Origin of the sequence: Gelidibacter sp. (assembly GCF_035515035.1) — a bacterium.
Classification (GTDB): Bacteria; Bacteroidota; Bacteroidia; order Flavobacteriales; family Flavobacteriaceae; genus Gelidibacter.
In genome coordinates, this window is record NZ_DATJCA010000158.1 from 19,030 (window position 1) to 32,503 (window position 13,474).

17 protein-coding genes are annotated in these 13,474 nt (G+C 39.3%); 1 reads left to right on the top strand and 16 read right to left on the bottom strand.

Annotated features, from left to right (window positions below):
- Window positions 1-130: 130 nt before the first annotated feature.
- On the top strand, window positions 131-850 hold the full coding sequence (locus tag VLZ86_RS13250) for a FadR/GntR family transcriptional regulator (protein WP_325452113.1): 720 nt from the start codon (window positions 131-133) through the stop codon (window positions 848-850).
- Here the strand turns inward: VLZ86_RS13250 and VLZ86_RS13255 are convergent.
- The 16 genes from VLZ86_RS13255 to VLZ86_RS13330 form a co-directional block, all read right to left on the bottom strand.
- Window positions 831-1,289, bottom strand: coding sequence for a YhcH/YjgK/YiaL family protein (locus VLZ86_RS13255; RefSeq protein ID WP_325452115.1), 459 nt, complete (start codon window positions 1,287-1,289; stop codon window positions 831-833). The two genes, VLZ86_RS13250 and VLZ86_RS13255, sit on opposite strands and share 20 nt — an antisense overlap.
- Window positions 1,290-1,366: 77 nt before the next feature.
- On the bottom strand, window positions 1,367-2,272 hold the full coding sequence (locus tag VLZ86_RS13260) for a dihydrodipicolinate synthase family protein (RefSeq protein ID WP_325452117.1): 906 nt from the start codon (window positions 2,270-2,272) through the stop codon (window positions 1,367-1,369).
- A 203-nt stretch (window positions 2,273-2,475) separates the two neighbouring features.
- On the bottom strand, window positions 2,476-3,978 hold the full coding sequence (locus VLZ86_RS13265; protein WP_325452119.1) for a RagB/SusD family nutrient uptake outer membrane protein: 1,503 nt from the start codon (window positions 3,976-3,978) through the stop codon (window positions 2,476-2,478).
- Between the two features lie 11 nt (window positions 3,979-3,989).
- A complete protein-coding gene (locus VLZ86_RS13270) occupies window positions 3,990-7,274 on the bottom strand; it encodes a TonB-dependent receptor (protein ID WP_325452121.1) in 3,285 nt (1,094 codons plus the stop codon).
- Window positions 7,275-7,628: 354 nt separating this feature from the next.
- Entirely contained in the window at window positions 7,629-8,345 is a 717-nt protein-coding gene (locus VLZ86_RS13275) for an SDR family oxidoreductase (RefSeq protein WP_325452123.1), read from the bottom strand.
- A 12-nt stretch (window positions 8,346-8,357) separates the two neighbouring features.
- Window positions 8,358-8,825: a carboxymuconolactone decarboxylase family protein gene (locus VLZ86_RS13280; RefSeq protein WP_325452125.1), complete on the bottom strand. Its 468-nt coding sequence runs from the start codon at window positions 8,823-8,825 to the stop codon at window positions 8,358-8,360.
- Window positions 8,826-9,041: 216 nt separating this feature from the next.
- Window positions 9,042-9,233, bottom strand: coding sequence for a 2Fe-2S iron-sulfur cluster-binding protein (locus VLZ86_RS13285; RefSeq protein WP_325452147.1), 192 nt, complete (start codon window positions 9,231-9,233; stop codon window positions 9,042-9,044).
- The gene (locus VLZ86_RS13290; protein ID WP_325452127.1) at window positions 9,230-9,367 is read right to left on the bottom strand and encodes a hypothetical protein; all 138 of its coding nucleotides are present in this window, start codon (window positions 9,365-9,367) and stop codon (window positions 9,230-9,232) included. Before VLZ86_RS13290 ends, VLZ86_RS13285 begins: the two co-directional genes overlap by 4 nt.
- An 83-nt stretch (window positions 9,368-9,450) precedes the next feature.
- Window positions 9,451-9,747 carry a hypothetical protein gene (locus VLZ86_RS13295; protein ID WP_325452129.1) on the bottom strand — a complete coding sequence of 99 codons (297 nt, stop codon included), beginning with the start codon at window positions 9,745-9,747 and terminating at the stop codon, window positions 9,451-9,453.
- Window positions 9,748-9,902: 155 nt separating this feature from the next.
- Window positions 9,903-10,547, bottom strand: coding sequence for a carboxymuconolactone decarboxylase family protein (locus VLZ86_RS13300; protein WP_325452131.1), 645 nt, complete (start codon window positions 10,545-10,547; stop codon window positions 9,903-9,905).
- A gap of 25 nt (window positions 10,548-10,572) precedes the next feature.
- Window positions 10,573-10,989, bottom strand: coding sequence for an OsmC family protein (locus VLZ86_RS13305; protein WP_325452133.1), 417 nt, complete (start codon window positions 10,987-10,989; stop codon window positions 10,573-10,575).
- Between the two features lie 120 nt (window positions 10,990-11,109).
- Window positions 11,110-11,454 carry a cupin domain-containing protein gene (locus VLZ86_RS13310; protein ID WP_325452135.1) on the bottom strand — a complete coding sequence of 115 codons (345 nt, stop codon included), beginning with the start codon at window positions 11,452-11,454 and terminating at the stop codon, window positions 11,110-11,112.
- 243 nt (window positions 11,455-11,697) lie between these two features.
- Entirely contained in the window at window positions 11,698-12,072 is a 375-nt protein-coding gene (locus VLZ86_RS13315; protein WP_325452138.1) for a group III truncated hemoglobin, read from the bottom strand.
- Between the two features lie 2 nt (window positions 12,073-12,074).
- A complete protein-coding gene (locus VLZ86_RS13320; RefSeq protein WP_325452139.1) occupies window positions 12,075-12,497 on the bottom strand; it encodes a cytochrome C in 423 nt (140 codons plus the stop codon).
- A gap of 4 nt (window positions 12,498-12,501) precedes the next feature.
- The gene (locus tag VLZ86_RS13325) at window positions 12,502-12,771 is read right to left on the bottom strand and encodes a hypothetical protein (protein WP_325452141.1); all 270 of its coding nucleotides are present in this window, start codon (window positions 12,769-12,771) and stop codon (window positions 12,502-12,504) included.
- 3 nt (window positions 12,772-12,774) lie between these two features.
- A partial coding sequence (locus VLZ86_RS13330) for a cbb3-type cytochrome c oxidase subunit II (RefSeq protein ID WP_325452143.1) occupies window positions 12,775-13,474 on the bottom strand: 700 nt, incomplete at its 5' end.

Genomic DNA, 13,474 nt, shown 5'->3' on the forward strand with positions numbered 1-13,474 from the left:
TAAATAGTTATTTCTTGAAAATTAAACGCATTTTATTCGCGTAAACTATTATATTTACGTAATATGTTATACATAATACAAACTTAATGAAATTAGATTTATAAATTACATTTGTACAAATTAAATTAGCATGAAAAACCGCGTAGGCCTTAAACCGTTAACCAATTTAAGTTTAGTTGACAAGGTAGAGATCAGTATTACAGAATATATCAAATCCAACAAGCTTGAAGTAGGCGACACCATCCCAAAGGAGATGGAGTTTGCAGAGGCACTTGGGGTGAGCCGGACGGTGGTTAGGGAAGCATTGACCAGACTTCGCACCATTGGGATTATCGATTCCAAAAAACATAAAGGCATGGTCCTTTCACAACCAGACTTTATTGAGAATTTTGAGAAAATAATGGAGACCAATCTGGTGGGTGATGATACCTTAAAGGATATTTTTGAATTGCGTTTAATTATGGAAATGGGCATGGTCGATTTGGTTTTTGCGCGAAAAACAGACGAAGACCTTGTGGAGCTTGGCAACATTGTTGACCAAATGGAAAAAGGCAAAATAGAATCTCACGTGTTTAGCCTGAAAAACGAAGTTGCTTTTCATGGCAAACTCTACGAGATGTCGGGAAATAAAACCCTACACAGACTTCAAAACATCTTGCTTCCGGTTTTCCAGTATGTCCATGACCACAAATTGGATGACGCCAAAACCTATATGTACAAAAAGAAATTCGTAACCCATCGTGAACTTTTGAACTATCTTAAAGAAGGCAATAAAGAAAAATTCAGAAAAGGACTGGCGCGTCATTTGGAACCCCATTTTGACAGGGTGCTTAGGAATGCCGAATTTTAACTTTAAAAACCGCTTTTTTCACACTTGACGGCTCGCCAGTAGTGATATCCGGCATGTGAATATCGTCAGGAAAAAAGATAGCGAACATCCCTTTATTCACCGTAACAATATCATACGGTTCATCAAACAACATATAGTCGTCAACAGCATCATACTCTTTTTTAGGCACTTGACCGGTATGCATCGTGACCCCCATTCGCTCGACACCTTCAACCATATATTGAACATCGATATATTCACGATGTGATTCCAATAGGTTCCCGTCAACCGGCTTGGTTTCATACTCCTTAAAAATGACAAAAAGATCAATTCCTTCAATCTCGTGTTTCCCGATAGGCAAATCATTGAAATTGGTGCTTTCAATATAATTTAAAGCCTTTTCAATCCCGGGATGAATACCTTTATAAAGGTTTGCATTTTCGAGTTTATCCAATATCATATTTAATTGTTTAAGATAAAAAAACCAAGCTCGAAAGGGCATTCAAACCTGGTTTCTTTCAAAATGAAAAACTCATACTAACCACTCAAATGTTCCAATAACCCAATAGCATCCAATTCTTTTTTGATGCCATTGTAAGCATCGTCTCCTAAAGTTGTATGCGGAAATCTGCTCGGTCCACAGTCGATGCCAAAGGTTTTCATAAAGCCTTTTGCAACGCCGTTAAACCCGCCGTGACCATCCAAAATTTCAACAAAGCGAATGGCTTTTCTTTGTAATTCTGCCGCTTCGGACATTTTTCCCGCTTCAAACAAGGTTTTTATTTTATAGTATAAAGGTGCCAGTTGATTGTAGGTACTTCCTACCCATCCATCTGCTCCCAATGGCAAACTCGCAAGGAAAATTTCGTCAAATCCGAAAAGGATATTGAACTTCCCATCTTCAAAATGTTTGCAATGCATGAAATCAATTAAATTGTTGTTGGTAAATTTGATGCCCTCCAAATTTGGGATTTCTTTGGATGCCACCTTTAAAAAGTCAAGCATATTCAAATTTGCACCACTTAAAACTGGGATATGGTAATAATAAAACGGTAAGTTAGGTGCGCATGCAGCCACCTCCTTACAATAGCAAACCAACTTTTCTATGGTGTTCAGTTTAAAGTAATATGGTGCCAATACCGCTATGGCATCTACTTTATCCGCGGCGTGGGTTGCCAAGTCCATGGACACTTTTAAACTTGGATCGCCAACGTGATCGATGAGATAAAGATCAGACGTTTTATTTTGAGACCAAGCTATGGTTATTTCCTTCCGTTCGTCTGTAGATAATGATACAAAATCTCCCGTGGAGCCATTCATAAAGACACCTGCGACTTTATTTCTGACCAAAAACTTACCATACTCCGGGATGATACTTGTGTTTAATGAACCATCGGGGTGCATAGGCGCATAAGTAGCTGCTATTAAATTCTTTATCTTCATAAGTTATAATTTGTCGTAGATTTTATTTTTAAACTGGTGAAATTAGTAAATCCTGTTCTCCCGATTGCTATCGCGAGTGGGATTAGTTCATCCATCAAAACTCTATGCGCTTCGCTTCTGAGTTTTGGGTTTCACTAAAAAAAAGAGGGTTGAGTTTTTTAACAAAACCCTCTTTTTGGCTAACTCTAGCAAAAATCACTCAACTAATTATATCCCGGAGTTTGGTCTAATAATGGGTTTCTTCCGATCATATCCTGAGTGATAGGCAATAATAATTTATACTCGTCACCAGGATTTAAAAAACTAATGTTATCGATGACAAAACTATTTCCGGCGCGTCGTAAATCCCACCATCTTTTACCTTCTCCAATAAATTCTTTGTAGCGCTCATTTAAAATAGCGTTGGCATTGGCTGTTGGCGTACTGTTAACGTAGGCATCCGCTATAGTATAATTCGTGCCTAAAGCTCTTGCGCGAATTTGGTTAATCTCTCCTGAAGGATCTTCACCTAAGAAATTTTTCGCTTCGGCCAATAGCAACAAGACATCTGCGTATCTGTATAATGGCACGTTATTTTCAAAGATGCGAGTTGAACCATCGACTCTTCCAAAAAACTTATTAAATATGGAACCGAAGTATTTATTCGCATTATAAGTAGGATAACCTAAACCACCATTGTTATCCGTATACAATCTTATAAAAGTGGCATCTTTCCTACTGTCCTTATTATCATCCAACAACAAAATTGTTTTTTCAGACTGTCCATAACGGTTGGCGCCATCAACAATAAAATTGGTCATCGCTTGCCCTGCGTCATTAAACTGCGGATTGATTTCTGTGCTTCTACCGGTCAAGCTATTATAAAAGTTAGAAGCTTCATCTTGCTTATAATCAATGGCAAAAATAAATTCGTTGTTGCCTTCATTCTCCACACCCCACAAAGTTGAAAGACTAGGTTCCAAGCTTATTCCAAAGGAAGCGATTTGTTGTAATGCCGTTTTAGCCTCGGTGAAATCCGCAGTGCCCCCTCCGAGTAAGTTACCAGACCAAATATAAACATCCCCTTTAAGTGCTAAAGTTGCTGCTTTTGACCAGTATATTTTTTTGCCTTCCCAAAAGCTATCATCCGATCCAAAAGAACTTAAAGATGCTGCCAAATCAGACTTAATTTGCGCCATGACATCGGCTTGAGGTGATCTTGGTTTACTGAGTCCAACAGGATCCACTTCGGTCAATGGCTCTAAAACAATTGGCACAGCTCCCCAAGTTTTTAAAAGTGTGTAATAGTACAAAGCTCTTAACCCATAGGCTTGACCCATTAAATGTCCTTTTTCAGACTCATCGGTAAATGGTACTTCTGGTAAGTTTACAATAAAATCATTAACTCTATGTATTCTTGTATAAAGTCCAGCCCAACCTCCAAAAGGGGCTGTGGACACCGTAATATTGGATTCAATCAAGTTTTCGTCAAAAGGTGACTCAAAAGTACGGCCTCCCCAAATATCACTTCGCATCTCTCCCAATAACCACAAATTACTTGCTGATGCTCTCAAGTTGGCGTACAAGCCTGTTTGTGCTGTTTTAGCACCTTCTTCAGTACTCCAGAAACCTTGCGCTGTCAATTCGCTCGGACTCGATAACTCAAGCTCGTCTGAACACGCACTTAAGGTCATTGCCGCTATCAATATGTATATATACTTTTTCATTTTCTAAAAATTTAAAATGTTACGTTAAGACCGAGAGTAAATGTTCTTGGCACTGGGAATGCACCATATTGTATCCCACCAATTTCAGGTGTATCACCGGTCATGCTCTTAAAATAATGTAAGTTAGTACCCGTTGCGAAAATGCTGAATCTTTGAAAAACACCTTTAAAATATTCTGTTGGCAAGTCATAGCTGAGAGTAACTTCACGCAGTGCTAGGTAGTCTCCCTTCTCCCAGAATTTTTCGTTTCCATAATTTTGTAGACCTGCGACGTCCTCACCAGCTCTCCAAACGTTTTTTGTTCCGTTAACAAAAACAAATCGAGGCCAATCGGTATCTGTATTGGTTGGCGTCCAAGAATCGCCTACCACTACTGGTTGCGCCAAGTTACCTTGGGTTTGACCATAGCCTTTATTGTTGATATGGTTCCAAACTAAATGCCCTGTGGCAAAATCCGTTTTTACAAAGAGATTAAATCCTTTATATCTTAGGCTCGTGGTAATACCGCCAACAAAATCAGGAGTAGTACGTCCAATTACTTTTCTGTCAAGACCGTCAATAACCCCATCGCCATTTTGATCTTTCCACTTCACATCTCCAGCCCAACGTTTGTTACGGCTTGCTACTGGCATATAACTGTCGGAAATGCCATTATCAGCATCGGCCTCAGCCTGTGTAGCGTAAACTCCTTGCTGTTCAAAAGCGACTACAAGATCGTGACCAGAACGTTGGCCCTCTTGATAACCCCCAACCCATTCTTCCTGACCTGTTGCGGCGTTCCAAATGAGTGTACCGCCTTGTCTGTTTAAAGGGTTATCATTTTCAGGAAGCTTGATGACATAATTTTTATTCATTGAAAAAGTAGTCCCCACATTCCAGGTCAAATCTTCATTTCTAATTATATCCCCATTTATCTGCATCTCAAAACCTTTGTTTCTGATGGTTCCGTTATTTGTTAGGATACTACTAAATCCGGTATAGTAAGGCAGGGTCAAGTTGGCCAATTTATCTTTAATGTCCCTTGCATACACATCGGCAATTATAGAAAGTCTATTATCAAAAAACGAGACATCCAATCCAACGTTGAAGGTGGTGGATTTTTCCCAGACCAGATCCGGCGTTGGTAAAAGCGTATTTGCATATCCCATTTGTCCATTATACACATAAGGAAAGATGAGGTTTCCGTTCGCATCTTTGTCTTGTCCGTACGCACCATACACGCCGTAATTACTTAAAACATCTTGGTTACCATTGACTCCATAACTCAATCTTGGTTTTAATCGGGTGATGATATTATTAACTGAAGAATCCTTAAAAAACTCCTCGTTGTGTACATTCCATCCCGCAGAAACTCCTGGGAAAAAATCATATTTGTTATTCCCTAATCTTGAAGATCCATCATATCTATAAGTGAAACCAAATAAATAGCGGTCATCATAGTCATACAGCACACGTCCGAATGTGGACACAATCACATATTCCGTTTCAAAGCTATATGGGATGCCGTCGGCTTCTGCACCTGCATTAAGCGTATAAATTAAATCTGAGGGAGAATTTCTAGTACCAGAGTAGGTATTAAAATAGTTGTCCTTATAATATTCCCCTCCCACCAAAAAATTAAAGTTATGATCACCAAATTTTTTCATATAATTCAAAGTCCCAGTCAATTGATTTCTTAGAGTCCTTTGAAGTTCTACTGAGGCCTCACGCGTAGTTCTCAAGACACTGGTATTGCTACCGGTACGGTAAGCTTTATTAAAATTCTCATAGTGATTGTTCACTGCAAAGTGGCTTCCTGTGATGGAAAGGGTCAAGTCTTTAAATAGTTCCCAATCAATCCCAACAGAAGCCGACAAACGCTGCTCTAAGTTGTCTCTGATAAATTTATCTTGGTAATAAAGTGGATTTCCAAACCCTTGATTCTGACCCGGCGCGTATTGATCTGACCAGGTACCATCAGCATTACTATCGTAAGTTCTAGAGGTTGGTGCTTGACCTTGGAATCTTCTAAACACCGTATCGTCACTTCCCAAAGGACCTCGGTTTAAACTGGAGTGTGAGTATAAAATATTCGAATTAACTCTAAAGTTATCCATGATTTTATAAGAACCGGTAAATTTGCCCGAGTATCTTTCAAATCCAGAACCTAAAGTTAAACCTTCGTTATCCAACGCTCCCAAACCTAAGTAATAGGAACCATTCTCATTGCCCCCATCAAAAGACAAGTAATGGTCTTTTGAAGCACTATTTTGATAAATGCGATCGGCAATATCCGTAGCGTCATAAAATAATATTTCCTGACTTGGATTTAATATATCTGGAATAGATTGCCATCCTGGTTGATTCAATAGATAGCTATTGGCCGAGGACAAAATTTGGGTGGTAAAAGGATCGTTGGTAGCATTGTTACCCGTTCCCATACTGTTGGCACCGTCTACGAACGCCGCAAAAGCATTTGGATCGCCTACAGCTTGTCTGTACCAACCGATAGCTTGTCTGTTATAGTTGATATGATCTGCAGCGCCTAAATATTTTTGGTCGTTTCTTTCGTGGTTAGAGCTATATTTATAGCGGTAATTGATTGAAGATTTTCCAACCTTACCTGATTTGGTAGTTACCAAGACAACACCATTGGCAGATCTTGCTCCATAAATGGCGGTTGCAGCTGCATCCTTTAACACTTCAATAGACTCAATATCATCTGAATTTAACGCATAGAATGAACCCGGAATACCATCAATTAATATTAACGGAGATCCTGTACCGTCAAAATTAGTACCGCCACGTAGAATGATTTGTGGGGTTGAACCTGGTTGCCCAGTCTGGTTGGTGACTCTTAAACCTGCAATGGTTCCTTGAAGGGCCGTTGCTACGTTTGAGCGGGTGGACGTTTCTAAGATTTGAGTATCCAGTTTTGAAACTGATGTGGTCAATTGCGATCTGCTCTGTTTACCATAACCTGTAATAACAATTTCATCCAACATGGCTGTATCTTCTGTTAACGATACATTAATTGTGTTCTGGTTTGCTACAGTAACTTCATTCGTTTTGAACCCCACAAAACTAAATACAAGAACATCTCCCGTTTTTGCATTCATGGAATAATTCCCATCAAAGTCTGTGGTTGTTCCGGTACTCGTTCCTTTAATAATGACCGTGGCCCCAGCCAAAGGCAATTGATCTCCGGATGAAATTACCGTTCCCGTGATTGCTTTTTCCTGTCCAAAACTTAAAACTGGCAAGGCAAAAAGCAAAATAAATATCATATAAATGATATTGGAATCTCTTTTTCTCATATTAAACAATTTGAATTAGTTAAAAATTGAATCGTTAATGTCTAAAAGCATTATGTTATACATAATGCAATATTATTGATTTAATTTCATCTAACAAAGAATTTATTTAAGAAAATTTTAACGCAGGTGGATAAAATTTGCGGGTTTCCTGAACAAATTGAACAGAAATGACCCTATTCCTAGTCATAACTTCCTATTATTTTGTTAATATGGGAATCCTTGAACTTTAAAAAATATTAAAAGATTATAAGGTGCGACTCTTAATAATAAAATGAAGTATAAACAAATTCAATTTTGCATGAGACCAACAATGTGGTTAGTGAAGAAAATAATGACGAGGAGTATTCCACTTTGTTATTTCTCAGGATTTTTTGGATTTAACGGACGGATCGTTATATCGCTAATCAGCATATTGTCCGGCGTCTGTAGAATGTGCACTATGGTATTCGCCAAATCATGAGGTTGTAGCATATTTGTATGGGCGTCTATGCCTGAACTTTCAAAAAAATGGGTATCAATGGAACCAGGATTAAAGCAGGTGACTTTGATATTAAAAAACCGAAGTTCTTTGAATAACGCATCGCTAAATCCCTGAACACCGTATTTTGTGGCGCAATAGGCAGCACCTTCCGCCCGACCCATACTTCCTAAAATGGAACCAATATTTATAATATGAGACCCTTCTTTTTTCTTTTTCATCAAAGTGACCACTTGGGAAGTGATATAATATAGCCCATTCAAGTTCGTATTGATCATGGCGGCCCATTCTTCCGTAGGCATCTCGTCTATTTTACCAAACGCACCTGCTCCAGCATTATTTATTAGAATATCGGGGGCGTTGTGTTCTGTAAACGTTTTGCTGACCCAACTTTTAACGGCTTCATAATGGGAAATATCTAAAGGAATAGGAATGAATTGATTTCCCAACTTTTTTTGTAGCGATTCTAGTGCTCGTGTGTTGCGCGAAAGGCCATAGACCTTTGTACCATTTTGGATTAATGTTGCTGAAATTGCCGCACCTAGCCCACCGCTTGCTCCCGTTACAATTGCCATTTTATTATGAAGATCCATAGCTCGATTTTTTTAAGATGATAAAGTTTTATTCGGATTATAGCTTCCTGGCGCTACCCGAAAGCCAATGGCCAATCGGTTCCAACCATTAATGGCAACAATGGCCATGGTTAAGGCTACCACTTCTTTGTCAGTAAAATGTTCGGTTACTTCCAGATATAAGTCATCTGGGATCTCGTTTGCAGAAATAAGGGTCATGGCTTCCGTCCAAGCCAATGCAGCACGTTCACGTTCCGTATAAAATGGCGTTTCCTTCCAAGCGGACAAAGCGTAAATACGCTGCTCGGTTTCTCCAGCTTTGCGCGCATCCTTGCTATGCATATCCAGGCAGTAGGCGCACCCGTTTATTTGTGAGGCTCGCAGTTTCACCAGTTCATATAGACTGTGTTCCAATCCAGAACCGGCCACAAATTTTTCAAGTTCCAGCATTCCTTTTAAAGCTTCGGGGGCTACGGCCTGGTAATTCAATCGTTTTTTCATGACTATTTTTTAAATAATAAAGTGTATTGACTACGTTGATAAATTAAGGTTTAAGAGCATTAGGTTTTGTATTTCGAATTCTTTTGGCTTAATCTTTCTAGAGAAAAATCATTATCTGTCCACAAGCTTTAACACACTGTATATAAGTAGGATAAAAGTCCCAATCGCTTTCTATACTAGGCTACTATGAAAACAATTAAAAAGGTGATTTAAAGCTTAAGTGCGTTCCATGATCTTAAAAACCAAATTATTCAATTCCGCATTGACTGGAATTTGGCAGGCCAAGCCACTGTTTTCTGAAGTGTCTTGGATTTTGGAATGTGTGTGCCTTTCGTCGGGGTCCATGATTTTATAAATATGGCCTTTCAAAATTTGTATATGACAGGTTCCGCACCAAGCCCAACTTATGCAATCGCCCCAATCTTCAAAGTATTTACAAAACGCAGTGCCATCAACCTGTCATATTCATTCGCCTCGAATTGTGCATTGCATTCTTTCTCAAATTCATTGATATATGCAAGGACATAGCTTTCTGAGGCCATAACGTCTATTTATTTAATCTATAAATTCTCCGAACAGAAGAAAACCTTCATTGCAACCGCACTGAAATGAATTCTTATAATCACTACTTCACAATCATATTATTATTCGCTGCCGAATGAGTGATGCAGTGCGGACAATCCTTGGTTTCACCTTGTTTTAGCCGAATGCCATCAATATATTTCTTCACAAATTTTTGGATCCGCATATAACTGCCCTTGTGATTATTGACATCTATTTGTTTGTCCTTGAACACCTCACGGATCTTCTTATCGTATTGCTGATAGCCCCAACACACCGGACATGTTCCTTCTGGAGTTTTGCCTTCGGTTTCACTTTCCGGTTTTCGCAAAAAGCGTACTATGTTTTCTATTAAATTCATCGCATTATCGTTTTATATGATTTGTTTTCATCTTTTTATTTGGACTAAGAGTTTCGCCATGGAAACTTAAGTCATGAATCAAAAACCTCTCACTACAGATGCTTCATAAAACAGATGTCACAGTTATGGCCCTTTGTTAAATGGGTTTTACTTATTTACTGATCTAGTTTTACCATTTCCTCCATCGCAATAGACCCATGGGCATATGCCGCACCTGCGCGCATTTCTGAAGCCACCCAAATGGCTTCCATCATTTGTTCATTACTTGCACCTTTTAGTTTTGCAGTTTTTGTGTGTCCCTTAATACAATTTGTACATTGGGTAACATGTGAAACACCAAGAGCGATAAGTTGTTTCGTTTTTTCATCCAGTGCGCCTGCTTTAAATACAGAATTACTGAACGTCCGCCAAGCCTCAACTTGCGCTGGAGCCAAATCTGCTTTCTTCCGAGCCATTTCAGGAGTGGCAGTAGGAAACAATTTCTCCTCGGTATTTCCTTCCATAGCATCAACTGCAATAGAGGCATGGGTGTAGGCTCCACTTGCCCGGCCTGCAGCAGCAACCCAAATAGCTTCCATAATCTCTTCCTTACTTGCGCCACTTCGCATGGCTTGCGGCGTATGGGATTTAATGCAATACGGACATTGGGTAACGTGCGCTACAGCCACCGCAATCAATTGTTTCGTTTTTTTATCCAGAGCCCCTGCCTCAAAAACCGTTTTGCTAAAATTCCGCCAGGCTTCTATTTGTTTCGGGGCTAGATCTGCTTTTTTATGGGCTAATTCGGTTGCGTTGTTCATTTTCAAATATTTTAGTGTTATTAGACTATTGGAGTTGGGCATCCATGGTGATATCCAAACTCAAGGCTTTGCTCACGGGACAATTGTCCTTTGCGGCATTGGCACATTCCATGAATTTATCCTGAGTGATATTCGGAATTTTGGCTTTGAGCGTTAAATGAGATCCTGTAAGTTCCAATTTATCGGCATCCATGGTCACTACGGAAGACACATCTAGGGCGTCAGGCGTATAGCCTTCTTTTCCTAAAATAAGACTTAAAGCCATCGCAAAGCATCCGGCATGAGCGGCTGCTAGCAATTCATCTGGATTAGTACTCTTGGCTTCGCCAAATCTGGAATTGAAACAATATTGTGCCTTGTCCAATACCTTGTTTTGAGTGGTTATTTTTCCTTCTCCTTCTTTTAAAGAGCCGTTCCATACGGCATTAGCTGTACGTTTCATGATTTTTTTTTATTATTTTTTCTTTATTTTCTGCCTGTAAAAAGAGAGGTCTATTCTTTTTTTAGTTTCTCTAATCCTCACAAGTTATTTTTCCTTAATTCTTGATTCTATGTTCTATTATTATGACCCCTTAACCACATCTTCCACACGTTTAGCACTATCGCCTTTGTTTAAACTCAATCTTACAATGCTATCTTTAACCGCCGTTAGGTCATGGGGCACGCCACCGCTAAGCGAAATTAAATCGCCTCTATTTAACGAGTGAACTTCTCCATTGACACCAAAATCAATACAACCTTCAAAAATCTCAACCACTATGGCAAAGGGCGTTTTGTGTTCTTTCATGACTTGGTCCTTCTTAAAAGCGATCCTAATTTCCTTGCCGTTTTCTGTATCCAGCAACACTTGAATGGTTGGCCGCGTTTCGTGGTATTGAATGTTATCTATTAATGATGCTGTTTTCATATGTGGATTTTGTTTTGTGATTTGTGGTTTCTTCCTGAATACTGTTTAATGTATTAGGTTTAAAGTGTTCTATCTAAAATATTAACTTCAGACCCTGGAACTCTGAACTCCCACAGTAAAGGTACAAATATTTTTAATTAGGACAAAACTATCCGAATTAAATTTTCATTAAGAGATATCTGGTATTTAGAGAATGAAATAAATTAGCACCGCTCTTATTTCAGGGCTTTACATCAAAGGTCCTCAACTAATTTGTTGGTACTTACCGATTTTCAATTGAAATATTTCCGCCATTTTTGAGGCACGCCATTTGGCTTCTTCTGCTTTTTCACCTCCAAAATTTTCATGGATGGTGTTAAAAAACAGTTCCAACCATCGGTCAAAATGTACTTTTGTTATCGGCAGTTTTGCGTGCGGCGGAAAGGGGCTTCCCATATATGTATGTTCACCCAGTAAAACCGTTTGCCAAAACGTATACATTCTTTCCAAATGTTCTGGCCAACGATCTTGAATCACTTCTTCAAAAATGGGCGCAAGGAGGGCATCATCACGTACTTTATCGTAGAAAGAATCTACTAGAAGTTTTATGTCATTAAGGTGAAAGATATCGTTCTCCATATTTAAAAGGACGATTTATAAAGGTCAGGGTCCCAGTACATAATCAGATAGTACAAACCAAACGCAAAAACGATAATCAAAAGTGCCCATACCCATGCCGGAATCGCTTTTGGCGTTTCCGAACCGCGAATGATAAAAAATTCAGAGGTTTCACTTCCATAGGCATTTATCGTAATGGGTATTTGAGCATCTACAATTTCATTCTCCTTTAATCCCAAAACTGAAATTTCCGGCCCATTTCGCACTATAAAAGGAATTTCACGAACCCCTTCCACATTGTTTGAGGATTTGGCGACAATCTTTAATGTATGTTTTCCATCGGGAATTTTGGTCGTATCCAATACAATTTTTACCGGTGGCGCAAATGATGCGAACGGTTTCGGATCGTCGTCTAAAAAAACGGTGATGTTCCTGTTGTCTTCCATAATTTTAAAATCCTTCGTTTCTAACAATATTCTTTATATGATCAGGATCATTCTCGTTTGGGTTGATGAGATATTTAATGCTGTAGAAAAGTGTAAATGACACTATAATTACAGCGCCCCATATAATATAATAGTCCAAATCTCCCGAAGGTCCAGCGCCATGGGTAATGTTCTCAAATCCCTTGGGCTGATTCTCCTTGCAAATATCGCAAGCGAATGTGATAGCCTGTCCCAAGAAAAATAGCCAAGTAAATAATAAAAATCTCTTTTTCATCGCTTATTTATTTAGTTCCATTTCAACATATTGTCTCACTTTTGCAACATCGTCTGCCGTGACCGGTGCCGAATCATTGCCCCAACTGCTTCGCTCATGGGTGAGGATGGCTGCAATTTCCGCATCGTTCAATTGGTCGCCAAATGGTGGCATGACCCCATAGTCGGTACGTGCATTATAGCCTTGAATCACGATCTTAATGAGTGTTTCCGTATTGTCATCGTTTACAATTGAGCTTCCAACCAAAGACGGAAAGGCGCCAACAATACCATTTCCGGTATCTTGATGGCAGGCCGCGCAGACTTGCGAATATAATTTGGCGCCATCCAAAGACTGACCTCCATCTTCCGTTCTTGCCGCCTGGATTTTTTTCAACGCAGGGATAAAGTCATTAATATCACCACTTGGCATATCGGTTTGTTTCAGATATTTTAAATAATCAACCAAACGTAAAGCATCATAAGAGGCGATTATTTTTTTACCGGGTTTATTGAAATACGCCTTTGGAACGGCTACCACTTTAGCATCTTTTGGCATATAGGCACTGTCCACTTCTCTAAAGAGCCAAGGATAGGATGGCATTACCGATGCCGGAACTACGGCTCTGGGATTGTACAAATGGAGCAAATGCCAATCTTCACTAGGTTGACGTTTCCCGATATTGGTAAGGTCCGGTCCCGTACGTTCGCTTCCTAAAGTTGAC